The 25,454-nt window shown below is 63.8% G+C and carries 14 protein-coding genes and 2 pseudogenes; 15 read left to right on the top strand and 1 reads right to left on the bottom strand.

Annotation, left to right across the window (positions count from 1 at the left end):
- Window positions 1-95 precede the first annotated feature (95 nt).
- From ACIBMZ_RS30140 to ACIBMZ_RS30125, 4 genes and pseudogenes are all read left to right on the top strand, one after another.
- A pseudogene (locus ACIBMZ_RS30140) lies at window positions 96-839 on the top strand (radical SAM protein); the annotation flags it as partial.
- The gene (amcA, locus tag ACIBMZ_RS30135) at window positions 836-1,018 is read left to right on the top strand and encodes a multiple cyclophane-containing RiPP AmcA (RefSeq protein WP_396699654.1); all 183 of its coding nucleotides are present in this window, start codon (window positions 836-838) and stop codon (window positions 1,016-1,018) included. The pseudogene ACIBMZ_RS30140 and the gene amcA, both read left to right, overlap by 4 nt.
- A gap of 70 nt (window positions 1,019-1,088) precedes the next feature.
- Complete coding sequence (locus tag ACIBMZ_RS30130; protein ID WP_396699652.1) at window positions 1,089-1,757, top strand: pentapeptide repeat-containing protein; 669 nt, start codon at window positions 1,089-1,091, stop codon at window positions 1,755-1,757.
- A 165-nt stretch (window positions 1,758-1,922) separates the two neighbouring features.
- Window positions 1,923-2,948: an XRE family transcriptional regulator gene (locus tag ACIBMZ_RS30125; protein ID WP_396699650.1), complete on the top strand. Its 1,026-nt coding sequence runs from the start codon at window positions 1,923-1,925 to the stop codon at window positions 2,946-2,948.
- Here the strand turns inward: ACIBMZ_RS30125 and ACIBMZ_RS30120 are convergent.
- On the bottom strand, window positions 2,945-3,601 hold the full coding sequence (locus ACIBMZ_RS30120) for an HAD family hydrolase (RefSeq protein ID WP_396699648.1): 657 nt from the start codon (window positions 3,599-3,601) through the stop codon (window positions 2,945-2,947). The two genes, ACIBMZ_RS30125 and ACIBMZ_RS30120, sit on opposite strands and share 4 nt — an antisense overlap.
- 1,119 nt (window positions 3,602-4,720) lie before the next feature.
- Between ACIBMZ_RS30120 and ACIBMZ_RS30115 the strand changes: the two genes are divergently transcribed.
- From ACIBMZ_RS30115 to ACIBMZ_RS30065, 11 genes and pseudogenes are all read left to right on the top strand, one after another.
- The gene (locus tag ACIBMZ_RS30115; protein ID WP_396699646.1) at window positions 4,721-5,608 is read left to right on the top strand and encodes a replication-relaxation family protein; all 888 of its coding nucleotides are present in this window, start codon (window positions 4,721-4,723) and stop codon (window positions 5,606-5,608) included.
- A gap of 390 nt (window positions 5,609-5,998) precedes the next feature.
- A complete protein-coding gene (locus ACIBMZ_RS30110) occupies window positions 5,999-6,880 on the top strand; it encodes a DUF2637 domain-containing protein (RefSeq protein WP_396699656.1) in 882 nt (293 codons plus the stop codon).
- Window positions 6,877-7,278 carry a helix-turn-helix transcriptional regulator gene (locus tag ACIBMZ_RS30105; protein ID WP_396699644.1) on the top strand — a complete coding sequence of 134 codons (402 nt, stop codon included), beginning with the start codon at window positions 6,877-6,879 and terminating at the stop codon, window positions 7,276-7,278. Before ACIBMZ_RS30110 ends, ACIBMZ_RS30105 begins: the two co-directional genes overlap by 4 nt.
- Window positions 7,275-8,747 carry a tyrosine-type recombinase/integrase gene (locus ACIBMZ_RS30100; protein ID WP_396699642.1) on the top strand — a complete coding sequence of 491 codons (1,473 nt, stop codon included), beginning with the start codon at window positions 7,275-7,277 and terminating at the stop codon, window positions 8,745-8,747. The genes ACIBMZ_RS30105 and ACIBMZ_RS30100 overlap by 4 nt, the downstream gene beginning before the upstream one ends.
- Window positions 8,748-8,892: 145 nt before the next feature.
- A pseudogene (locus ACIBMZ_RS30095) lies at window positions 8,893-9,320 on the top strand (transposase); the annotation flags it as partial.
- A gap of 508 nt (window positions 9,321-9,828) precedes the next feature.
- A complete protein-coding gene (locus tag ACIBMZ_RS30090; protein ID WP_396699640.1) occupies window positions 9,829-11,892 on the top strand; it encodes an N-6 DNA methylase in 2,064 nt (687 codons plus the stop codon).
- A complete protein-coding gene (locus tag ACIBMZ_RS30085) occupies window positions 11,892-13,271 on the top strand; it encodes a hypothetical protein (protein ID WP_396699638.1) in 1,380 nt (459 codons plus the stop codon). The genes ACIBMZ_RS30090 and ACIBMZ_RS30085 overlap by 1 nt, the downstream gene beginning before the upstream one ends.
- A complete protein-coding gene (locus tag ACIBMZ_RS30080) occupies window positions 13,259-17,416 on the top strand; it encodes a protein kinase (RefSeq protein ID WP_396699636.1) in 4,158 nt (1,385 codons plus the stop codon). The genes ACIBMZ_RS30085 and ACIBMZ_RS30080 overlap by 13 nt, the downstream gene beginning before the upstream one ends.
- The gene (locus ACIBMZ_RS30075; protein ID WP_396699634.1) at window positions 17,413-19,017 is read left to right on the top strand and encodes a hypothetical protein; all 1,605 of its coding nucleotides are present in this window, start codon (window positions 17,413-17,415) and stop codon (window positions 19,015-19,017) included. Before ACIBMZ_RS30080 ends, ACIBMZ_RS30075 begins: the two co-directional genes overlap by 4 nt.
- Window positions 19,018-19,165: 148 nt before the next feature.
- A complete protein-coding gene (locus ACIBMZ_RS30070) occupies window positions 19,166-24,550 on the top strand; it encodes a hypothetical protein (protein ID WP_396699632.1) in 5,385 nt (1,794 codons plus the stop codon).
- Window positions 24,551-24,626: 76 nt separating this feature from the next.
- On the top strand, window positions 24,627-25,454 hold an 828-nt coding region (locus ACIBMZ_RS30065; RefSeq protein WP_396699630.1), incomplete at its 3' end, for an IS256 family transposase.

Below are 25,454 nucleotides of genomic sequence, written 5' to 3'. Positions count from 1 at the left end.
TGGTCGATTTGCTGTCTTACCTGGAGCCTCGCCCCCATCGACACCCGGGCTACACACACCATCCCTGACCTGCAGGATCAGGTTGAAAAAGGCTCATTGATGGTCCCGGGACGCTGAACGGCAACCGGCTCGACCGGGCCGGGAAGGCAACGACCGCCCGGACGATGCGTGGCATACAGACGCTCGCCGACAACGGCCTGACGTACTCGGTGATCTGCGTTGTTACGCCCGAGAGCATCGACCGTGCCGACGACCTCGTCGAGTTCTTCGCCGGTCTGCCGGGCTGCGAGTCGGTGGGCTTCAACATCGAGGAGCAGGAAGGTGCCGACCGCCTGCCAGTCTCAGAGGAAGCCGCCTACCGGTTCTGGCACCAGATCGTGCGGTACCGGCTTGCCGGCAGTCCGCTCCGGATCCGCGACGTGGACCGCCTGGCCGACTACCTCGCCACCACCCGCGCCGGGCTTGTCGACCACGTCCCGTACGAGCCGATCCCCACCGTCTCCCACGACGGCCAGGTGGTTTTGCTGTCACCGGAACTGCTCGGCATCAAGGATGCGCGTTACGCGGACTTCATCGCCGGCAACGTGCTTCATGAGTCGATCGGCGACATGCTCGCCCGTGCCGGCGAGCTGCGATACGTCAACGAGTTCGTGACCGCGCTCAACGGCTGCGCCGACCGCTGCGGCTTCTACGACTTCTGCCGGGGTGCGCAGGCCGGCAACCGCTACTTCGAACACGGCACCTTTACCGCGCGGGAGACCGTCTACTGCCGCACGACCCGACAGGCTTTGATCCGTGCTGCTGCGGATCACCTCACCCCTCAAGGAGGACCGCCATGACCCACCCACTCGCCGCGCTTCTCGACGCCCCGCCGGACCGTCTCGCCCTGCTCGGTGTCGACCCGACCCGCGCGGTAGCGTCGTTCGACGCGGCGAAGTTCGACAACCGTCCCACCTGGGACAACAAGGGGAAGTTCGACAGCCGCCCCGGCTGGGACAACTGGAACAAGAAGAAGTAGTTCGGCAGCCGGCAGCATCGCTCGACGCGGGGTGGCGTGCCCACCCCGCGCCCGTACAGGTTGAGGAGACATGCGGACGACGACCGTGGGTGACGTGACCATTCTCCTGCCGGACCTCGATCCGGAGGACCTCGACCAGGTCACTGATCTGTTCGACGAAGATATCCGAGATGGGCTCTTCGATGGGGTTTCCTGGCGTGGCGGGCAGCTTGCGGACCGGAGCATCCGAGGCTGCCGGATCACCGGCGCGGACCTCGGTGAGGTCAGTTGGGAGGCGGGGGCTCTCTACGGGTGCGAGATCGTGGGGACGGACCTGTCCGGGGCGACCCTCACGGGCATCAGCATCGAGCGGTGCGCGTTCACGGGATCCCGGTTCACCGGCACTCGGCTCATTGACGTCCGCCTCAAAGATGTCCTTTTCGACAACTGCCGGTTCGACTACGCCACCCTGAACCGCGTCAGCGCCGCCGGCTCGGTGGCCTTCACCAACTGCACCTTCGGCCACGGCAACTGGTCATCCTGCCGCCTGCCCGGCATCGCGCTGCGTTCCTGCGATCTCAGCGACCTGGAGCTGGAATCCTGCCCTCTGGACGGTGCCGATCTTCGGGGTAGCCGGTTGCAGCACTTCAGAACATCGCTGGAGAACGTGAAGGGTGTCGCTCTCGGTGAAGACCAGCTTCCCGATCTAACCCGCCTGGCGATCAACGCCCTGAGCATTGTCGTCCGCGCCGGGGATTGAAGCAGACCGGCACCTCCGTCGTGCCGTCGACACCGATGATCCGGGCCGAGAACACCTGGTCGCGATCTTCGGGATGCCGGCCAGCAATCTCGGCCTACTCACTTCCGACGAGCTGGCCGTGCGCCGGACACGGAAAATCTGCACGAGTTCAGGAGGTTATGGGACATGCTCACTGCAGACGACAACGGTAACGTTTGGGACCGCGCGTCCGTGCTCCGCGCGCTCGTCGGTGCCAGCATGCTGCCCCTGGTCGCGCCCCTGCTGTCCCTCGACCCGAAAGCCGCACACGCCGACGGCAAGACCATCGACCCCGACTCGTACCAGCAGATCGTGCGGTGCCAGCGGGAGCTGTACTGGACCAGCCCGGCCCGGCCGCTCTACGAGGCTGCCTACGCCCACACCCAGCTCGGCGTCGGGCTTCTGCGCGCGGCGACCGGTAGCAGCCGAACCAGCCTCGCCTCCGCCCTCGCGGAGTCCGCGCTGCTCACCGCCCGGCTCGCCTTCTTCGACCTCAGCCAACCCGCTGTCGCCGAACGTTGCTATGACGTCGCCCTCGCTGCGACCCGCGAGGCCGGTGACCATGCCCTGGCCGCTGCTGTCCTCGGCCACATGGCCTTCGTTCCCGCCTTCGGCCACCAGCCGGCCAACGCCCGGCCGCTGATCGACGCGGCCCTCCAGCACACCTGGCACGGCGTCAGCCCCATGGTCCGGTCATGGCTGCACTGCGTCGCCTCGGAAGTCGAGGCGCGTGCCGGAGCCGCCGCCGCGAGCCGCCGCCACATCGACCTCGCCGCAGGCGCGGTCGACGGTGACGACACCCCGCCCGAATGGCTCGACTTCTACGACAACGGCCGCCTGCACTCGTTCGCGGGATACGCAGCCCTCGCTGGCGGCGACCACAGCGGAGCCGCCGGCCAGCTCAACCAGGCACTTGCCGCGCTCACCGCCACTGGCGCCAAGCAGCGCAGTGTCGTACTCGCCGACCTCGCCACCGCCCAAGGCCAAGACGGCGACAAGGCCGCCGACTACCTCAACCAGGCCGTCGACGCCCTGCACAACGACTGGTACGGCGTCGGTCTCGACCGCGTCCGAGCCGTCCGTCCCATGCTCGGCGACAGCCGACACGGCACCCTGATCGACGAACGCGTCGCCGCCCTCACCGCCGGCCGCGCCGCACTTCCGAGCAGCTAACGCGCCGACTCGTTGTGCTTGCGGACGAGGTCAGGCAGCTCGGCCAGCGAGTCGAGCTGGAACAGGCACCGGTCGCTGACCGTCTTGTCGCCGAGGATGTAGCCCCACGGGCCGCGACGGATCAGGGCGGTCGCGATACCCGCCTCCTGCGCTGGCCGGATGTCGTTGTCCAGCCGGTCCCCGACGTAGAGCACCTGGTCGCCTGGGCATCCCGCCTCGGCGACCACGCGGTCGAAGAACGCGGCGGAGGGCTTCTCCACACCCCAGCCGTCCGAGGTGCCGATCACGTCGACCGGTAGGTCCAGGGCCCGCAGGATCGTCTCCGCCCGCGCCGTCTGGTTGCCGGCCAGCCCGACCTGTAGCCCCGACTCGCGTAGCGCGGCCAGGCACGGCCGAGCATCCGGATAGAGGTCCTCCTCGGTGAACGACTCCGGCTGTCCCGCCGCCGTCCGACGCTTCCGCTCCTCAGTCAGGTCGAAGCCGGGCCGGAAGACCTGGAACGTCTCCCGGTAGTCCAGGCCGCGAGCGATGATCGCCCCGAAGACGGCCGAGAAGGTGTGGCGCGGCACCCCGAGCCAGTCCGCCCAGGTGCCGTACTCCCGGGACTCGTCGACGATGGTCTCGCCCACATCGAAGAACACGCTGGCGATCACCCGGCGATTGTGCCCGGTGCTCGCATCGGGATCAACGTGTACCGCGAGCCGAGCTGCCCGGCGGGCAAGTGCTCAGCCGTCGGCCACACCACGTACAGGCCGGTACCGAAAGCCATGCGGGTCCGACTCGCCGATGGGGACCGCGGTGACCTCTACCCGGGCCCGCTCGGTCAACGGGAGGGCCGTCTCACAAGGTGAGATGGCTAGACGGGTGAACCAAGATCTTTCTGCAGGGAATCTGTCCCGTCAGGACCCAGTACGGGTTGGTGGGTGCCAGCGCGTCCGGCTGGGTCCGGAAACGTCTTGATCGACTGCCGGTGATGCTGGTTGACAGGGTGCTGCCGGCGGAGGCGTACTGGTACGAACGCGACCGCGTGGCGGTCTGCCGCCGGGTCGGATCGGCCGGTTGATGGCGCTCCTTCGGAAGCGTCGCCGGTCGTTCGAGGCTCGGGAGTGGGCGGGCTTTCGATGGGTTCGGGTGGCAGGGGGTTCGGCATGAGGGATCTTTCTCCGGCGGGTTGAGTCGACGCCCCACCGGGCCGTCGTGATGTCGACGGCTCCCGGAGTATTTGCCCCCAGGCTGAGACGGGCCCGCTGCCGGTGCGGCACGGTGCCGCCCTGCCTCCGCAACTGCTACCGCTGTGCCGTGCCGCGACCGCCGTTCTGGTGGTCGTGTCGGTCGTTGCTGTCCTGATCCGCCTTCGGGTCTGCCGGTGCGCCGGTCGGCGTGTTCATTGACAACTTCACAGTGCGCCTTGCCGCAGTCTCTCGTGCCCGCATGTGGCTGCGGCGCACACCTACGGCGTCGCGACCGTCGACGCCACCATTCTTTTCGATCAAGGAGCTCTCGTGTTCTCTGTACATCCCATCTCACCGAGTTCCGGTCTTCTGCCGGTGGCGGTGACAGATCCCGTGTTGACCCCCGTTTCGGGGTCCGAGTTGACGTCCCCGTTGGGGTCGGTCTTCAGCCGGACGCCCGAACGGACCCCCTTTTCCCGCTCACACCGCAGGTCAATCCGTCTGTCAGTACTGGCTGGTTGTCCTGCGACAGACCCGTCCTGGTCTCGGGTCTCTCCCCCTGGGGAGCCCACATGCGTATCGGAGTGGAGGTGATGGTGAATGGATGATCCGGCTCTGCGGGTGCAGTCGCAGTTGACCACCCGTGATCGGGTGCTGCTGGGCTGGCTGTACGACCACGGCGTGCTGACCTCGTTCCAAATCGCCCAGGCGCTGTTCCCATCGCTGGACTTCTGCCAGCGGCGGCTGCGCACCCTCTATCGGTTGCGGCTGGTGGCCCGGTTCCGGCCGCAGCGCGCCGACGGTGGCTCGTACCCGTATCACTACGTCATCGACCAGCTCGGCGCGGAGGTCGTGGCCGCCGGCCGCGATGAGCGGCCACCGCGTCGTGATCATGCCCGGGTGGAGCGGCGCCGGTGGACGTCGAGCCGCACCTTGGCGCATCGGCTTGGTGTGAACGGCTTCTTCACCGACCTCGCCGGCTACGCCCGCACCCACCCGGACACCCGGCTGGGGGAGTGGTTGCCGGAGGCAGCGTGCCAACGCTCGGGGGTGTTCACGCGGCCGGAGGATCCTGCTCTGGTGCGCGCCTATCAGCCTCGGGTCCGCCCGGACGGCTACGGCCTGTGGACGGTGCGGGATGTCGGGGTGCCGTTCTTCATGGAGTACGACACCGGTGGCGAGCAGCTGTCGGTGCTGACCGCCAAGCTGCTCGGCTACCGGGACTGGTTCGCCGCGTTGGGGAGGGTGTGGCCGGTGCTGTTCTGGCTGCACTCGGCCGCTCGGGAACGCAACCTGCGCCGCGTGTTGGCGGAGGCGCCGCTGCTGGTGCCGGTGGCCACCGGAGCCCGCGATCACGCCGCCACGGCGGGCCTGTGCCCCGCGCAGGCGGTGTGGGCCGCGCCCGGCGGAGACGGCAAACGGTCGACGCTCGCCGACCTGGCGGTGTGGGTCGCCGACGCCCGTTACCTGAACGGGGAGGCGGCATGAGCCTCGACAGCTTCCCGAACACCATCACCGCACGGTCCGCGTACGACACCGCATCGGGGTGGTTCTGTCACCGGTCTGTCAGCGTCTCACTGGAGGCGGCTGACAGACCGGTGACAGCGCCGGACCGTCCTGACAGTGCGATGGCGGAGGTACCGTCCCGGCCCCCATCCGGTCGGTCCGAGATCCCCGTCCGGACCAGTCCACTTACGGTCCCGGACCGGTATGTCGGGACCGTCCGTCCACTCGTCCCGTTCCGGGGACCGGGACCGGGACCGGGGGCGGGGGCGGTTGTGGCCCGGTCCGGGGAGGTGGTCCGCCACGACTGCAGCAGGTGATCCGGATGCCAGCTCGGGACGGAGCCGGGCCGAGGGTGTCGTCCAAGTCGTGATCATGCTAACTATCGGTGGTGCAGCTGGCGCGGCCAGCTTCACCCACGTCCGCGACGTCGCCGCCGCGCACGGCCAGCCGGGTTGGCTGGCGTGGGCGGACGCGATCGTCCTGGAACTGATGTCTATCGCCTCCGGCCTGGAACTCCGCCGCCGTAAACGAGCCGGCGTGTCGGTGGTGTTCCCGGCGACGGTGCTGGCCTGCGCGGTGACGTTGTCCCTCGCGGCGCAGGTCGTGGAAGCCGAGCCGTCACCGATCGGATGGATCGCCGCAGCCGTACCGGCGCTCGGCTTCCTCGTCATGGTCAAGATCGCCCTCGGCTACACCGCCGCATCCGCTTCCGCGCAAGCGGACACCGCCCCGTCCACCGCCGAGCCGGCGGACCAGTCCACCACCGCCACCCTGGCCCAGCCGGACGGGGACCGCGACAGCGGGTCCACCCCACCGGATCCCGACGGACCACTCGATGTACGGACCGTTCACCATCACGATCACCACGAGCCGGACGGTCCCCGTACTGGTGGACCGGTCCACCGACGTCGGACGTCACGACGCGGACCGTCCGTCCACCCCACCGGCACCGCCGAGCTGCTCGCCGTCGCCAGGCGCGTCCGGGAGCAGCATGCCGCCGACGGCAAGCCGCTGACCCGCGCCGCACTGGCCGCTGCGCTGCGCTCGACCGGACACACCGTGTCCAACACAAGGGCATCGCAGCTGCTGAAGATCCTCAAAGCCGACCAACCTGCGGCGCCCTCGTCTCATGACCGTCAGGCCGGGACAGAGACCGATGACAGCGCACCACCGACACCGCCCGCCGCTCCTACGCCCACCACCTCACTCGCCTCGCATCAGCGTCAACCACAGTCAGGAGAACCGACACCGTGAACACCAACATCACCTCAACCCGCGACACCGCAACGACCAGCCCACACCCGCCAACCGCCGGTACGCCGTGGACCGTCGAGCGGATCCACGCGCTCGGCGCCGCCACCACCCTGCCCACCGCCGCAGCCATCCTCGGCATCAGCCGATCCCAGGCATACCGCCTCGCCGCCACCGACACCTTCCCCGCACCGCTGATCCGCGCCGGCACCCGCATCATCGTCCCCGTCGCCGGCCTCCTCCGACTCCTCCTCCTCGACAACCCCGCCCCGGCCACCGACGACAGCCAGCGACTTGATTCCGGCCCCGTGACGAGCGTGGATGCAACGACCCCGCCACCAGCGGACTACCACCGCCACCGCTGGCGGCACCACGCCGAGCACCCAGGAGACAAACCGTGAAGGGATCCACCTTCAAACGCTGCGGCTGCCGCGACACCACCACCGGCCGGCGACTCGGACGTTCCTGCCCCCAGCTTTGCCGGCCCGGCGGCGGCTGGTCCCGCACCCACGGCCACTGGCACTGGCAGATCGAAATCCCCGCCCGCGCCGACGGCACCCGCCGCCCACTCCGCCACGGCCCCTACGCCACTCAGGCCGATGCCGACGCGATCCTCGACCGAATCCGTGCCGCCCTGGCCGTGCCCGACCCCACGGACTCGCACGTCACCGTCAAGACCGGTGACCTCATCGAGAGCGCCGTCAAGTCCGGCGCGCCCATCCCGACACCGGATCAGATCCGGCGGGCGTTGCACCTGGACATCACCCCCACCGAGCTACCCACCATGGAGGCGTATCTGACGGACTGGCTTGCCGGACGGAAGAACATCAAGGCCGGCACGCTGCGCTCGTACGAAGGGCACATCCGGCTGTACCTGATCCCGCACCTCGGCCACCTGCGCATCGACCGACTTCGACCCGGCCACATCGACGCCATGTACGACGCCATCGCCGAACGCAACACCACCATCGCCACTCTGCGTGCCAGCCGGGACCCGGCTAAACGTGACCAGGTCAGGAACCAGCGGGTCGTCGGCCCGAGGACGATGCACGTCATCCACGCCACCCTGCGCAAGGCCCTCAACGACGCAATGCGCCGCCACCGCTACCTCGACATCAACCCCGCTCTGCTGATCGAGCTACCCCGTGCCCGACCGCCCAAGCCGACTGTGTGGACCGGCCAACGCGTCAAGACCTGGCGCGACACCGGCAAAACCCCCAGCCCGGTCATGATCTGGACCCCCGAACACACCGGACGATTCCTCGACCACACCCACGACGCGAACGACCGCCTCTACGCCCTCTACCACCTCATCACCTTCACCGGCCTACGCCGCGGCGAAGCATGCGGCCTGCACTGGGACGACCTCGACCTCGACGCCAAAACTCTTACCGTCCGCTGGCAACTCGTCCAACAAGGCTGGGCCACCGCCATCGACACCCCGAAAACCACCGACAGCGAAGCCACCGTCGCCCTCGACACCGAAACCGTCGCCGTCCTGCGCGCCCATCGCGCCCGCCACCACCGCGAACGCCTCGCTGCCGGCACCACCTGGACCCGGACAGGACTGGTGTTCACCACCCCGACCGGCGGGCGGCTGCACCCCGCCGACGTCACCGACCACTTCCACCACCTCGCCACTCAAGCCGGCCTGCCACCCATCCGGCTCCACGACCTCCGCCACGGCGCCGCCACCATGGGCCTCGCCGCCGGCGTCCAGATGAAAGTCATCTCCAACCGGCTCCGCCACTCCAGCCCACACTTCACCGCCAAGTTCTACGGCGACGTCCTCCCCGAGCTATCCCACGCCGCAGCCGAAGCAACCGCCACCGTCGTTCCACGACGCGGTAGCACCGCAAGGCCGGCATAGTTCGCAAGTTCACCACCTGATACTGCGTAGGGCCAGCTGGCGAAGTTCCCGGCCGGCCCTACGCAGTATCCGCGCCTTGAACTCGCTAAATAGGAAGCCGTAGATCATTCGAGCCGTCACCGATGGCTGCGCGACTGGTCAAGCCACTTTGCTCCTGACCCCGGGCCAGGCCGAGGACAACCCGCAACTGCTGCCCCTGCTCGACCAGGTCGCGGTGGGCCGTGACGGGCCTGGCCGGCCGAGGAAACGTCCGGTTCGGGTGCTGGCCGACAATGCCTACTCCCACCCCTCGACCCGGGCGACACTGCGCGAGCGCCGGGTCGCGTTCACCTGCCCGGAGATGAGCGACCAGATCGCCCGCCGCCAGGCGAAGGTCTCACGAGGAGGACGTCCACCACGCTTCGACCCGCAGGTGTACGCCGAGCGCAACGTCGTCGAGCACTGCTGCAACCGACTCAAACAGTTCCGGGCCCTGGCCACTCGCTACGCCAAACGCGCGGCTTACTACCGATCAGAATCATCATCGCTTCCATCGTGTTGTGGCTGCGCACCGACCTACAGGACACGGCCTAGTTACCAGTACCATAAATACCCTTGCTGGGCGCCCAGACGAGGCCAGTGAGCTCGCGCACCGACTTCGATCGTTTCTCCTCAACGATCTCGATGCCAGATGGCGTCGTTACCGGTAGTACCGGCGGGCTCGCTACCGCCCGCATCGATGCGCCCGACCCCAGCACCGATCTGTTCGATGGGACGGTCGGCCTATGCCTTCGAGGCGCCCCGCGGCGTGGGTTGGCCGAGCTGCCTGAGGCCACGCCCGTCCTCCCCAGCGCTGCTCGATACGCCGAAAGCTGACGCGTCGCATCAGGCAAGCCGAGCTACCCGGAACTGCGATCTAGATGAAAACATCTCTTTCCGCTAAGGTGACCCGGTGGATCACCCTAGCTTGATCGGCTTCGGCTTCTGTCTATCGCCCCCTTGAGGGAGCGTCGCGCCGTGCCAATTCTGGGTTTGGCGCAGTGCGGTCCGGCAGAGCAATGCCTAGCCAAGATCGAATGTTAAAGCGCCAGAGGAGCGTAGCGTGGCTTTCCATGACGGGGATGAATCAGAAGTTCAGGATGTTGGCGTCGAGGAGTCCACGGAGCTAATTCCGCAAGACACGCTGATTTGCGCGCTTACGGCAGAATTCCGGCCAGATAAGCCTGAGGAGCGGGTGCTCCAAAGCCTGGTAGAACAGCTGCATCGCGAATATCGCATCGAGCTCTCCGACATGAAGCGAGACGTCAAGGTTCCCTGTATCGACGCGGGAGGGCGACGGAAAACGGTCGCGGTGGCCATCGCCGTCTACGAGCGCGCTAAGCCTCAGGAGCTCGACAGCATGATCCGGGTTGTCCTTATTGTGAAGGCAACCGCAAAAGTTTCGGATGCGGCCATTGCTCAACTGGATCTAGTCCTGTCCAACTTGAGTGATGAACGGGAGGAGGTCTACGGAGTTGTAACTAATGGCAAGGATATGGCTTTTAGGATGCGGACATTCGATCCTGTAAACGGTTTCGCTGTGTCGACCGAGTTGACGGACTTCCCAGGTCCGCATGAGACCTTGGCCGATCTCAATGACGCCGATCGGCGCCCCCTTCGCGTGGCTGCTGCCGATTCTCTGCTGCGTACATTCAGCCACTGCCACGACTATCTTTCGACCCAAGGGCTTCGCGACGAGAAAGCGTTTTGGCAGTTGCTGTACCTCATCTTCGCCAAGATTCTCGATGAGCAGCAGAGTAAGCGGATGTTTTTCGTTGGCGCAACAGAGCGGAATACTCCTGACGGACAGACTCGTGTCGCCGACCGCATTCGCGCGCTCTTCGCTCTAGTGAAAGACGAGTTCAGGGATGTCTTCGACGGTTACGAACGCTTGGAGATGAACGACCGGGCTCTTGCGTATGTTGCAGCCCAACTGGCCCGCTTCGATTTGCTCGCAACGGATGCAGATGCCAAAGGGATGGCGTTCGAAGCGATTACCTCACATACTCTGAAGCAGAAAAAGGGCCAGTTCTTTACTCCGCGTAACGTCATCCGCATGATGGTCGACATGGTGGACCCACAACCCGGCATGCGAGTTCTTGACCCGGCATGTGGTAGCGGAGGCTTTCTCATTGTCGCGCTGAACCACGCGCGTCGGAATTTCCTGGCGGAAGTTGGCTCCCCGTACCCCGATTCTCCCGTTCCAAGCGAGATCAAGAAGGTTGCACCGAGTATCCGAAGCTATGCCAAACGGAGCCTCTTCGGCTTTGACGTAGACACCGATCTCCGCAAGGCCGCCCGGATGAACATGGTCATGAACGGCGACGGCCACGGCCATATCTACAACTTCAACAGTCTGGAATATGGTGTCTATGGCTCGAATGAAACCGTAGGTCACACACGGTACCGTACCTTGGACATGGAGGCGGTCGAGCAGGCACTAGGAGTTGGACCCGGTCAGGCACACGGCCAGTTCGACTACGTATTCACGAACCCGCCCTTCGGCGCGAAGATTCCCGTCGAGGATCCTGCCGTCCTGCGTCACTACGATCTGGCCCACATCTGGCGCCGCGACGGCAGTCGGTGGGTCAAGCACGCGCTACAAAAGAAAGTCGCGCCCGAAGTGCTCTTCATTGAGGCGTGCTGGAAATTTCTCAAGCCTGGCACCGGCATTATGGCACTCGTCGTTCCGAACGGGATTCTTGGGAACCCGGGCGAGCAGATGGAGTTTGTACGCTGGTGGCTGCTCCAAAACGGAGAGTTGCTTGCCAGCGTCGACCTGCCCGGGGAGGCATTCCTACCCCAAGTGTCTGTGCAGGCAAGCTGCGTGTTCGTTCGCCGCCGCGCAGCGTCAGAGGTGCGGATGACAGGGCCCGATGGGCCAAAGCAGCGACCGGTCTTCATGGCCATCGCCGACAACTGCGGGCACGGGCGCCGCGGCGAGCCGCGACACCTCAAGGAGCCAGACGGGACGGACAGCCTCTTCGAGATCGACGAGCCCGACCGATGGGAACGCGACGGCGAGATCCAAGAGCGTGTGAGAACTCGCAGAGGCAAGCGGATTGCCGACGACCTACCGTTGATTGCTGCCGAGTACCAACAACTTGTCGCGGCTGGACGTATCTGATGAAGGCGTTTGTAGCAGCTCCGCGGTCCGCCGCATTGCGTGCGCTGAACTACGAGCCGGCTGTTGAGCGCATCCGACGCGCCGGATCGAGCTCGGCCATGCCGCTGCAGGACGTTGTCAAAGCCCTCGGTCCGGCGTATGGGAGCGTGTTCACACGGTTGGACTGCTCCCCAAGCCATGGCGTCGAACTGATAGCGCAGAGCGACATGTTCTCTGCCGAGCCTTCCGGCCGCGTGATCCGGAGGGACTCAATGCCACAACCGGAGCGTCACCTGGTGACACGCGGCCAAGTGCTCATCGCTGGAGCCGGGACGCTGGGCGAGAACGAGCTCTACGGTCGAGCGATTCTCGCCGACAACAGGTTGGCTGGGAAATACGTCGGGCCCGATTCCATGTCCCTGCATTTCGAGGAGCCGGATAACGACTTCTCCCTGTTCGCCTATGCCTGGTTGGCTAGTCGCACTGGGCTTCAAGCTATCCGCTCAACGAGCTACGGGACAAAGATTCTGCGGCTTCGCAGAGATCTTCTGGGTTCGCTACCCGTTCCGATCGCGCCTACGGACATCATGGTACGCGTTGCTGGATTGGTGAGGAGGTGCGTGGCGGACCGAGAGCGATTCCTGGAGGACCTCCACGCTGCTCGTCGCCTGGTCGAGGCACTCCCAGCAATGAAATCAGCTTGGGAGATGTGCAGCGAGCGCCGCCGGCACTCGCTTGTGTGGACCAGTCCTCTTCCGTCGTTGTCGGCCTGGAATGTGGCCTCCACCGGAGGAGCTCTCCGCTATCTGCAGGGCCAATGGGATTCGACGTTGGGTGACGTGATCCATTCGGACGGCGTCTATTACGGAACCAGGTTCGCACGCGTCGCCTGCCAGCCACCGCACGGCATTGACTTTATGTCGCAGCGCGACGCCATGCTCATTCGGCCGGCTCCCCGCCGTATCGTTCATCCAGGGTTCGCTGAGCGCCAACTCTACGCCCGCCCGGGCACGATCCTCGTCGGCGCACAGGGAACGCTTGGGGAGGGAGAGATCTTTGGACGAGCTGTCCTCGTACATGATCGCTCCGCCAAGGTCGCCTTTACGGAGCATTTGCTTCGAATTGTGCCGACTGATGGACGAGCACTCTCGCTGTACGCTTACCTCACCACTACCGTGGGATTCCGGCTGCTACGCACGACCGCCGTCGGGACCAAGCTTCTCAGCCTGCGGGAAGACATGCTGCGTACGCTCCCTGTTCCCGAGTGGCCAGACGAACTCGCCACCGCGGTTAGCGACCTAGTTCGTTCTGCCTTCGACGCTCGTGACAGGGCTGAAAATGCTGAAGAGGAGGCGATCCGCATCGTCGAAGAGGAGGTCCTCCCGCAGTGGCTCGGGTGATCTACACGCCGTCCGGCGGCGACGGGCCGGTCGGTCCGTTCGAAGCGACGGTGCTACAGACGTTGCGCATGGCGCTTCCCCGGACGTGGGGTCTGGCACCCAACTTTCAGCTCAAGCAGCGCGGCCGCGACGCACTGGAGTACGACCTCGTGCTCCTCGCCGAGCACGCACTGTTCGTGATCGAGGCGAAAGAGTGGTACGGCCGGCTCACCGGCGACGACCAAGAATGGTTGCTGAACCACACGCCCAAACGCTGCCCGATGTGGACTGTAAACCACAAATGCAAGGTTTTGAAGACGGAGCTCGGGGCACTGGCGAACCGGACAGCCGTCGTTCCCGTCATGGTGGTTCCAGATGGAACCACCATCCGGATCGGGGGCGACTGGAGAAGCTCGGTTGTCAACCTGGGCAATCTGGCCGCCTGGCTTCAGGACCCCCGCAATGTTCCAGAGCACCGGCGCGGTGAGGAGCTCAGCGCACTGATTAAGCCGATGGAGGAGGCTCTTCAGGGCAAGTGGGCGGCGCGGCAACGGCAGCGCCGTCGGCGGGTGGGGAGCTACGAGATTGTTGAAACGCTCCAGGTCGCGGATGACGAATCGACTTATGTGGCCCGCCGAGCATACGTCGAAGGAGACCCGGCTCGGTATCGCGTGCGAACCTGGAGAATCAATCCCGCTGGTGAGCACGACGAGATTGAGCAACGTAAGGAAGTTGTTCGTCGCCCGACCGAGGCGATAGCGCGCATCGGACGGCACCCGAACCTCCTGCCAGTGTTGCAGTTCGACTACGTCGACGAGGACCACGAGTTCTTCGAGGTCACAGAGTGGTCCGAGTACGGCACGCTGCACGGTTTCCTCACCAACGAGGAGCACGACCGACTGACTATCCGCGAGCGCTTGGAGATTGCGGAGGGAATCGCGGCCGCACTTGAGGCGGTGCATACAGCGGGGGTTGTGCACCGAAACGTATGCCCGTCGACCGTGCTGGTAGGCTTCGACCGTCAACCTCGACTCACCGACTTCGACCGCGCGTGGATCGACACCAGTCGCACCGTCTTTGCGGATACGGAGACCAGGGCCAACCGACCCTATCTGCCACCGGAACTTGCCGATACGACGAACTACGATTTCGGCACGACATCGGATATGTACTCGTTTGGGGTGCTGCTCTACCAGCTGCTAACAGATGATCTTCCTTTCAGTGGACCCGAACAGGCGCGCGCCGCCGGCGGCTGTCCCGAAAAGCTGCCGTCCGACGTGCGCGCAGGCGTGGATGCCAGCATAGACGAGTTGATTCTCGACCTGCTTCGCACCGATGACTTTCGTCTACGCTCGACAGCGTCGGACGCCCTGCGACGGCTCCGGAACGTTCTGGGGCTAACCACCAGTATCGGGAAGAAGGAACAATCCCAGCCTTCGGTGGCGACGCTCACCGAACTCAGGGTCGGGCAGGTCCTGGATGGTAAGTGGCGCCTGGATGAGGAGATTGGTAGGGGCACCTTCGCCAAGGTGTTTCGGGTGTTCAACCTAGATCACCAGCGCACTTACGCGATGAAGGTGCTGGTCGACCCGGGGGACGCGGACTTGGCGCTGCATGAGTTCAACCAGGTTCAGCCGCACCTGCCGGACCATCCAAACATCGTCCGCATCGTCTGGATGGATCGCCTGGGCGCACCACTCGACCATCCGTACATCGTTTCGGAGTTCGTCAAGGGTGAAACCCTAGCCCCCTACAGCTGTGATGAACGACGGCTGGCATGGTCCGACATCAAACGAATCGGGATCGAGCTCCTCAGCGCTCTCGCGGCGCTTCACGAGCACGGCATTTATCACCGCGACATCAAGCCTGCCAACATCATGCTGGAGCTGCCTTCGCATACGCCTAAACTGATCGATTTCAACATCTCGGCGAAGGCCACCGAGGCGAAAGGGAGAGCCGGCACACGACGGTACTGGGCGCCGGACGTGCCCGGAGTGGAGTGGGGGCCGCACGCCGACCTTTTCTCGCTAGGGGTCGTGTTCTACGAACTTGTCATCCATCGCCACCCCTTTCCGCACGACCGCACAGGCGAGGGGAAGCCATACGATCCCCGCGTTATCGCTGCTGGTGTGAAGCTCTCCGACGAGCTTGCTGCGTTCTTGCTTAAGGCGGTCCAGCCGCGCGCCCGAGACCGTTTCCAATCGGCGGCGGAGATGCTGGAGGCCCTAGACGCCGTGCCGTCGATGCTGGCGCCGGTCGAGCCGACACCGGTCCTGGCTAATCTAGTCGGGATTCAGCTCACGCCAGAGGAAGCGGCGCGCAAAGACTACAATCCGTATGTCACGCGGATGTTGTCGCTCTACAGCCAGGCACGGAGGACAAACACCGGGACCCGAGGTCTCGATGACATCGCTCGCCTCACCTATGTGCGTACAGGTCTCGACGAAAAGCTGGCGCCTGAGATTACTACCGGGCGGTATCGGCTGGTCATTGTTACTGGAAACGCCGGGGACGGCAAGACGGCATTCCTGCAGCAAGTAGAGACGCTCTTCGTGGGGAACGGGGTGGTGGTCAACTCGCTGCCAAGCGGGAACGGCTCGACCTGGAAGTGGGAAGGGCGAAGCTTCGCGACTAACTATGACGGCTCGCAGGACGAAGAAGACCGCACCAACGACGATGTGCTGGACGAGTTCTTCAAACCCTTCGAGGGAGACGATCTGACCGCGCTGTCGGGGTCTGAGGTCCGGCTCATCGCGATCAACGAGGGACGACTACTCGACTTTCTCGCGCATGGCCCTCGAGCTCGGGCATATGCTGGGCTCCGGCGATTCGTTAATGACGCTCTTGCGGGCGGCGATTCTCCTGAGGAAGCACTGCTTGTCAACCTCAACCTCCGGGCCGTCACCGCAGGTGGCTCCAAGAGCCTCGTGGAGCGTCAGCTGCTGCAGCTAGTCCAGCCCAACCTCTGGGCGCCATGCGCCACGTGCTCGGTCCACGCGACCTGTCCTCTGCTGCACAACGCGGAGACGTTGCGCGATCCCAACTCGGGGTCAGCGGTACGAGAACGCATCCGACGCCTGTTCGAAGTGGTGCATCTCCGGCGCCGGTCGCATGTCACTATGCGAGATCTGCGGTCCGCACTGTCATGGATGCTGCTGCGCGACCATGCCTGTGACGATGTGCATGCACTGCACGAGGGCACCCGCGATGTCGAGGCACTTGCAGCGCTGAACTACACCGAGGCCTTCGCGGATCAAGATTCGGCGTCGGCGTTGCGGGTTCACGCTACCGCTCCCGAGCGGGCTGTGGACCGTCTCGTCCGCCAGCTGCGAGAGGCCGACGTGGGACGGGTCAATCACCCGGTTCTGGACCGTCAACTCGATCACGACCTCGAGAGCGCAGTTCCATGGATGACCTTCGACTTGCGCTCGAAAGCTGTGACTGCGCGGTTTCGACAGTTTGTGTCAGAGGTGCCGCGCCCGCACGAGGACGTAGAGTATCCCTATGGCGTCGACTCGCGTCGACAGCTTGCTGGCTTCCTGCGCCGCTGGGCCTACTTCGAGCGGCGTGACGATGGTTGGAAGTCCATGCTGCCCTATACGTCGGCCGGGCTGCTTGAGTCGGTCATTAACGCGAAGACCGACGAGGAGCGACAGCGCGGATGCGATGAGCTTCGTGATCGGGTCGTCGAGGCCATTAGCCTCGCTGAAGGAGTACGGAATCCGCGGCTTCGACGCAATTATGTGGCGCTACGGGTGTCCCGTATCAAGGATGCGGCGATCCGATCGTACCGCCTGTTTCAGAAGGACAGCTTCCGGATTGATGTGCTACGGCCCACGCACGAGAGCTTTCTTGAGTTTACCCCAGACGCGGTAGAACTCGTGTCGACGGATGGGCCGGCGCGCCTCCGGATATCGCTCGATTTGCTGGAGATGATGGAGCTCATCCGGCACGGTTATCGACCGACGGCGGCGGAGCTGCACGGGCTTTTCGTCAGCCTGGTGATATTCCGTAACGAACTTGTAGCCACGACCTTCGATCGGGTGCTGCTCTCGGCCGACGACGAGCAGTTCTACGAGCTTTCCGCGCAGGGCAGACCGGACGGCATCCGCCTGGCGCTGGTCGCGCACGGGATCGGATCCAGCGAGAGGCCGGAGATGACGTGAAACTACGTAAACAGGATCAGGAGTTTCGGAATCCGCGCATCTTCTACGCGGACCCAAAGAACGTCGACCTTGACCGGGTATTGGTCGTGCTGTTCCTCTGGCTGAAGACGAACGGCATGCGACCTGCAATAGGTGGACGGCAGAAGAAGGAGTTCGAGAACGTCGACGTGCACTTCCGGCGGCTCGCTTCGCTGCCGGGTGTCTCCGGCTTCGCGGAGTACGAGGACGTCGCTCGCCAGTGGCTCGAGACAGACGTGTTCGACCTCGTCAACCGCGGCCGCCCAACCGAGGCGATCGCTTCGCTTCGCCCCCTCCACTTAGACGCTCACAAGATTCGTGTCGCCAAACACTGTCGCGACTACAACTTTGCCGACGCGATCTATGCCATGCTGGAGCATGGTGAGGGACAAGCCCACCGTGAGCTGAGGGCCTACCTCGAGCAGGGGCGGATCTATCAAGCAGATGCCAGGCTTGACTTGGAAACCCTCGCAGTATTGAAGCTTGTTGAAGGGGTTAGCGACGCCCACCCTTCGGGTGAGAAAATTACCCCCCATCCACCCATATGTCGGGGACAAGCGCGGGTCCTATGTGACGATGTGGAGCGCATTCTCTCGTATCGGGACATTCCGCGTCCGGTGATGATCGACTATCTGCGTACGATCCTTGGGATGCACCTTGGTATCTACACGCTTCGCCTCTCTCGGCAGTTGGCTGGCTGGATCCGCGATTGCGGCTCTCATTCGATCTGCCGGTCGTGCCCCGTCTACGGCACCAAGGACGACCCATTCGATGGGTGTCCGTACCCAGTCTCCATGACGTCAGATATGGGTGGGGACTACCGTAGCCGCATGGCCCAGCTCGCGCAGGAGGATGCGGCGGCGCAGTACGCGAGGCTGGGCGATTTCGTGAAGGCGATCTTCTCAATGAACCAGCTGCTGCGCTACGCGCGGCAGGAAAAGATTACTGAAGACCCGTTCGATGTGCCCGCGCTTCTGGCGAATCCGACGCCTGAGTTCGAGGCGGATTTCAAGGCGGAGCTGAAGCAGATACGGCGCCTTAATGATGAGGACGAGAGCCTTCCATCAGAGATCGAGGCTATCCTAGACGCCGGCTTGACGTCGTTTGATACATTAATCGAATTGGTTACCCATGTCCGGCAGCCACACCACATTAAGTATCTGGTGCAAATGCTTGATAAGCTATTCCAGAAAAATTCACCCTTCGGCGTATTGGTTCAGGGAAAATCTCGTGCCAATCCACGTCGCTGGCATCTGGGCGGGCGCACCCTCGAGGTTCTGGTGCAGTTGGCGGTGCTAAAGGCGAAGGACGCGCCCGATGGGCGCCGGTTCGAAACGGAGCCCATTCTAATCGAGGATCTCCTGGCCTGGGTGGAACGGCGGTATGGATTTGTGATTGCGCCGGCAGTGACGCCGGCAGGGCGTAGGCCGGTTTCGCTCGAGGAGCACCGCGCGTTTCGGGAGAACGTTCGCGCGTTCAAGGACCGGCTGCGCGAGATCGGTTTCTACGATGACCTGTCCGATGCCTATAACGCACAAATGATTCGGCCGCGGTATGAGCTTCGAGACAGGGAGGCGCGGTAACGTGGCCGACCCGACTTCACTCGTTCCTGTCTCAGTGGATGACCAGTACGCCGCGCTCTCCGAGCAACTCGTCCCCCTACTGCGAGACGAGTTGCAGGCTGCCGGTCCAGGGCATCGGCTGCGGGTGACGACGCTACCAGGGCCCGTCATGGAACGACTGGCGGTTGCTCTTGAAGACCCACGCTGGATCGTCCGCGTGCTCGAAGAGCGGCCGACGAAGCCGTTCCATGCGACTGCGGCAACGATCATCCGCTACCGAGATCACGCCGAAATGCCGGTGCTAGTGTTCTTCCCGCCGGGCCCCCGTACGGCGTCTGAAGACTCGCTCGACATTGCCACCTTCGCGGAACTGTCATTGGCGAGTACTGCGCAGAACCTTTCCGAAGTGCTGCTTGGGCGCCTTGCGGAGCCGCTAAGGGAAGAGGTGCGGGAAGTCCTACGGTACCTCGGCGAGGTGCGACAGATGCGTCACCCGGACGAGCAGGTCGACTATCTGCTGACGGTAGCGAAGAATGGCGGTAACCGAGAAGCTGCTGGGGCCGCTATCTACACCTTTGGGCTTGTGCCCGATTTCAAGCTCTTCACTCGGGGACCGGCGACTACGCTTACATGGCTTAGCCGGAATCTGCAGAAGTGTGACAAGCTTTCGGACTTGAGTCAGCCGCTCCAAAAGCGACTCCGGTCACTTGGGGTGAAGCAGGGCACTCAGCAGGACTTGTTTCGCTTTCTCCGGACCCGCCATGCAGAGGAGCCCCGATTGTGGGCGCGTCAAGTTGCATGTGATGCGGCAAACCGAGGTCTGGCATTCGACCACTGGGAGTTCCTGGACTCAGAAGAGGGTAGCGAGCTTAGGCTGATACTTGACTCGTTGGATCTTCCTCGGCAGCAGGCCGATCAAGTGTCTGGCGCAGAGCGCATGCCGGTCCTAAACATCACCGGAAAGGACCCACTGAAGGTCGTCTTTCGCTCGGTGCCAAATCCGTCTCAAGTCCCAGGCTGGAAGAACTGGCGTGTCCTCATCCTCGCGCTCGGCGGCGGGGAATCGACTGTCGTGTGGGAGAGCAACAACTTCCCGAAGCCAGCTGGTGGGCAGCGGGCGAAGATGCGCCGTTCAATTAGAATGAAGGACCTCGAGATGGTTGAGGAGGGGACCTACTTTCTACGTGTGGATGCCTACGATGCCGAGGGCGCCCTGCTGACGGCGAAGCGGCGTCTGGACACGGAAGATGATAACTCACGAGCCGAGAACGAGTCCGAGCCGTTCCTTGTCGTTCGTGAAGACGTTTTGGTCGACGATCCGAGTTTCCGCGCGATCTTTGTCCCATCGCTGTTCGCGGCGTGGATTCGAGGAGCGGCCAAGGCCATCGATGGCAATGCGGATGTTCCGCGTCGTCACGCAATGACAGGATCTTGGAACCAGCCGATTGGCGCCTCCGTCAAGGGGGACGCTGGATTTGAAATCGAAGCGGACGGTTTCAACGGCTATACCGTCCTGGTGTCGGGGCTGCTCCGCAAGATCGAAACTATGCTTCTGGACAATCCGCGCACACTCGGACTGTGGCAAATTTCCCTCGCCGCAGCGCGAACTCCGGGCGACGTCGAGATCGTCCGGAAGGAACGGTCTGACTTCGACGACATGCCGGATGCTGAGGCTTTCCTCCAAGCCCGCGAGGATGCATTCAGGCGTATCCGCGAACAACACCTACCAGCCGACACCATGCCTGCCGAGCGGGCCACTCGCCTGGGCATCGTCGAGGTGGTTGACCTAGCCTCCTGCGCAGACACGATCCGTAACTACGCCGCAGAGTTCGCCAAGCTGGTACGCGCGGCGATGGAGCTTGAGGCCGCTGAGCGGACACGGCTGCTTCGGGCAGTTGCATGGCTGGACTGCGTTGAGATCAGATGGCAGGGACAGCCCGGGGACCCAGGGCGAGGAATCCTGCTCGCGCCTACCCACCCGTTGCGGCTGCTCTGGCATCTTCAACACACGATCGAGTGCGCAAGGGCCGTCGAGGCGTGGGAGCAGGGTACGCACCACGCGCCTGAGTGGCGAAATTTTATCGATCAGCTTCACGACGGTGTGCTTCCACTCAACGTACCGATGGCTCTCTTCGATCGGCGTGGTCGCGCTTACACTGAAGCACTTCCTGCCACACCGTTCTGGGGGCTATACCTTCCAGACCGTGACCAAGACGGGCGGCCCTTGGACGCCTCGGTGGCACGAGATCGCGTGTTGTCAGGCATGGGTATTCGCCCTCGTTCGCTGGCGGTGACCACGGTTAACCCAGCTGACATTGCGTCGCGACTGCATGAATTTGTTGTTCAGCATCCCTACGTGGAGCAGCTCCGCCTCAACGTTTTCAACCCCGGCAGTGGAGAGCTCATAGCGGACGTCCTACGGTGTGTCGAATCCCTGCGCCGCAAGGTTGAGTCGCCACCCCCGCTGCGATACGCGGTTCACCTGTTCGCGCCGCCGGGTCAGCTCGATACACTCGGAGAAGCGGTAGAAGGTCTTTTAGATCCGGAAAGGCACGTTGGCGAGGATGACGAGTTCACCCTCTATAGCGGTAACCACCTGCATCCGAAACTGCTTGTCGCTCGAAATGACGTCGGTGAGTTCATCCTCGATCCTCAACGTTTTCCCGCTCACGTTTCCGTTCTCATCGAACAGTTCACGGCACAGGGGCGCGTCGGACCCCTCGACCAGTATCGACGTGGATCATACGTGAACGGACTCGTCTTGGAGCCCGAGGCCGTGCCGTTGGAAGGCTCGGGTAAGGGCGCCCGGCGGTCAATAGGATGGTCCAAGGGAGTGCGCCCGGTAGCCCGGGGCGGGGCGGATGCCGGTGAGACGCTCCTTGCGGAGACGCTAACGGCCATGCACCGCCTTCAAGCTTCGGTGGCTCTCGGGCAGCCCGTTGATGCCCATGTCGGGCCTGTCCTTGCTCTCCAGTTCGACCTGGAGAAGCAAGGACTGCTGCGGCAGGTGCATGACGTCAGTGATCACGTGATTTCGATCGACCGCCATCTCGGCATCGATTTCTTCGACAGGCCGTCTGCGGGCGAGGAGGTGGAGTACCTTCTCGACTTTGCGCCAGAGTTCCTACAGGAAGAGCGGCAACGGATCGTCTTGACGACGAGCAACACCCAGGAAATTGAGACCATCTTGTCTCCGATGTTGATCGGTTACGGCATCGATCTTCGCCCTGGTGACGGAGTGGTGGTTCTCGAAGCGCTGAGGTCGCTGTCGGGCCGATTGGCACTCCGGCTGGGCGGGGCGATGACACGCGCCAAGGAGGTTGTCGGTCTGCTCTTTGCCCGCTGGCTTCTAGAGGAGGTGGGGGCGCTCGAGAACCGAATCGTGATTCCACTGGACGCCCACCAGCCGTGGTTCCAGGGGGCAGGGCCACAGCGCCGGGCGGACTTGCTGTTGATTGGTTTCCCCGGCAGAGGCGTTGTTCGGATGGACATAATCGAGGTTAAACTTCGTGAGGAGCTTCCTGCAGTCACCCGCTTGCCGCTATACCGATCGATGAGTGAGCAGACCGATGTGACCGAGGCGCGCCTACGTACGTTGTTCGACCCCGAACTGTACGCCTTGCCGCGTGCCGATATGGCGCTTCGGGCCAAAGAGTTGGCCGGCGCGCTCTCGTTCTATATCCGGCGAGCGGTCCGCTATGGACTCGTCACACCAGCGGCCGGCGATGCCGCTTTGGGCTTCGTTGAGCGTATCGATGATGGCTACCATCTCGAAGTTCAGTCGATGGGAATCGTCTTCGAGCGCCTCGGATCAGGGTATCATATCGACGAAGACGAACCTGGCTTTACCGTTCACCGATTCGGTGCCAACAAAGCCCGCAAGCTCTACCACCTCGCGGTTGGACGATTCGACGAGCGAGTATCCGTGCGTAGTGGCCTCGACGTGACTGGGGCATCTAATACGGAGCGTCGCTTGGACATGCTCGTCGAGGAGCCTGGCGAGGAACGGCTGCTCGATTCGCTGCGATCGAATCTCGTGATACCTGGCGAAGGTGATCTTTCGTCCGGCCATCCGGCACCGGCAGAACCCGAGCCGTCGATCAGCGCGGGGAGTTCGCAGGAGGCGCGGCCTGCCCGTCGTAACGGCTCGACTCCGGAGTCGGAGACAGAGATGTCGGGGCAGCTGAAATCCGAGCCTGGACCGGCAAAATTGCCGCACCCCCGCAGGGGCACGGCAAGGCGCGAAAATGAAGTCGATCTAGCCAAGGCCGCCAAACCCGACAGCGCTTCCAAGGGCCAGGCGAGCACAATGCCAGAGACTGACCCGGAAGATCTTCCGCGGCTCGTTCCAGATGTTCTGCTTGGTGCTACGTCGATGACGCCGCAGTACGGGCTACTCGGCCGATCCGGATCGAACTCGGTTGCTATTGACCTCACAGGTTGCAACACCATATCGCTGTTCGGCGTTCAGGGATTCGGTAAGAGTTACACGCTCGGCGTCATCTCAGAGATGGCCTCGGCCCAGGCGCCGGGCGTCAACGTACTTCCATCTCCGCTTGCAACCGTCATCTTTCATTTTCATAAGAATAACGCCTACGAACCTGAATACGTGACGGCCGTTCAGCCAAATCGGAAGATTTCCGAGATCGACCGACTTCTCGCAGACTATGGTGCGCACCCGAAGGGTTTGGACGATGTGGTGTTGCTCGCGCCGGCGGCCAAGGTGGAGGCGCGTAGACAGGAGTACCCCGAGATAAGGGTCGAGCCCATTATTTTTGGCTCAGCCGAACTGGGTGCGGAGAGCTGGAAGTTCCTACTCGGCGCATACGGGAATGATTCTCTCTACATCAAGCAACTCGTCGCAATCATGCGCCGCCACCGGGGCGGGCTAACGCTCGACTCGCTGCGCCAGGAGATCGAAGATGCGGACCTGCCGCGTGCCTCGCGCCGATTTGCTGAAGACCGATTGGCTCTGGCTGATCCTTATATCGACGATTCTCGCAGGCTCGGCGAGCTTCTTCGTCCGGGGCGGACCGTGATTGTCGACCTCCGTGATGAATGGATCGAGAAGGATGAAGCACTCGGTCTCTTCGTTGTAATGCTGCGCATCTTCGCGGCAAGTCAGCACGGGGGGCGCGACTTTAATAAGCTGGTCGTCTTCGATGAGGCTCATAAATACATCTCGGAATCGAGCCTGATATCGGAGGTCGTGGAGGCGATCCGAGAAATGCGTCACCAGGCGACTAGTGTCATCGTGGCGAGCCAAGACCCGTTATCGGTGCCTCGGGCGATAGTCGAGCTGACATCTGTTTTGATTCTGCATCGGATGACGTCGCCCCAGTGGCTCAAGCACTTGCGGAGCGCGATCGTGTCTCTCGGCGACGTTCAGGATGCTGCGGTAACCTCGCTGGTACCCGGAGAGGCCCTTGTGTGGGCACAGCGGAGCACCGACAAGCGGTTCACCCTGCGGCCACAAAGGCTCACTGTTCGTCCTAGGTTCACCCAGCACGGGGGCGGTACGAAGACCGCAGTTGACAATGCGACAATCAAATAGCGCCTCGGGATTGGCTTGGCGCGGGTGCGGGACTGTAAAACGAACGGTGTAACTCCTGATCAAGGAGCAGCACCTGATGACGGATGTCGTGTTCACCGAGGCTGATACTGGCCAGGTGGGGAAGCGTGGACCGGCGCGGCCGGTGGGAGACGGGGTCGACGATCAGCTCGTCGCGCAGGTGGTGGAACAGGCTCGTGCGGCGGGTCTGCAGCTCACCGGCGAGGGCGGGCTGCTGCAGCAGTTGACCAAGCGGGTCCTGGAAGCTGCTTTGGACGGTGAGATCACCGATCACCTGGGCTATGACAAGGGCGACCCGGTCGGGAACAACGGTCAGAACTCCCGTAACGGGGTGCGAGGCAGGACGGTGCTGACGGAGGTCGGTCCGGTGCAGATCGAGGTGCCCCGCGATCGCGACGGCACGTTCGAGCCGCAGATCGTGCGTAAGCGTCAGCGCCGGTTGTCCGGGGTCGAGGACATGGTGATCTCCCTGTCGGCCAAGGGATTGACCACCGGGGAGATTCAGGCCCACCTGTCCGAGGTGTATGGCGCGGACGTGTCCCGGCAGACGATCTCCACGATCACCGACAAGGTCGTCGACCGGGTCGAGTGGCAGAACCGGCCACTCGATCCGGTTTACCCGGTGATCTTCCTCGACGCGGTGCACGTCAAGATCCGCGACGGGAAGGTCGCGAACCGGCCCATCTACGTGGCCCTGGCCGTCACGGTCGACGGCAACCGGGACATCCTCGGACTCTGGGCCGGTGACGGCGGTGAGGGCGCGAAGTTCTGGCTCAGCGTCCTCACCGAGTTGAAGAACCGGGGTGTCGCCGACGCGTGCATGGTGGTCTGCGACGGACTCAAGGGCCTGCCCGACGCGATCGGGCAGATCTGGCCCGAGGCAGTC

This window comes from Micromonospora sp. NPDC049900 (genome assembly GCF_044461025.1).
GTDB lineage: Bacteria > Actinomycetota > Actinomycetes > Mycobacteriales > Micromonosporaceae > Micromonospora.
This window is presented reverse-complemented; position numbering and strand designations above follow the sequence as displayed.

What these genes read in the sequence shown, in the direction of transcription:
- ACIBMZ_RS30115 (WP_396699646.1), top strand. Translation starts at nt 4,721, where the DNA reads ATGGATGATCCGGCTCTGCGGGTGCAGTCGCAGTTGACCACCCGTGAT.
- ACIBMZ_RS30085 (WP_396699638.1), top strand. Translation starts at nt 11,892, where the DNA reads ATGAAGGCGTTTGTAGCAGCTCCGCGGTCCGCCGCATTGCGTGCGCTG.
- amcA (WP_396699654.1), top strand. Translation starts at nt 836, where the DNA reads ATGACCCACCCACTCGCCGCGCTTCTCGACGCCCCGCCGGACCGTCTC.
- ACIBMZ_RS30070 (WP_396699632.1), top strand. Translation starts at nt 19,166, where the DNA reads ATGGAACGACTGGCGGTTGCTCTTGAAGACCCACGCTGGATCGTCCGC.
- ACIBMZ_RS30125 (WP_396699650.1), top strand. Translation starts at nt 1,923, where the DNA reads ATGCTCACTGCAGACGACAACGGTAACGTTTGGGACCGCGCGTCCGTG.
- ACIBMZ_RS30130 (WP_396699652.1), top strand. Translation starts at nt 1,089, where the DNA reads ATGCGGACGACGACCGTGGGTGACGTGACCATTCTCCTGCCGGACCTC.
- ACIBMZ_RS30110 (WP_396699656.1), top strand. Translation starts at nt 5,999, where the DNA reads ATGCTAACTATCGGTGGTGCAGCTGGCGCGGCCAGCTTCACCCACGTC.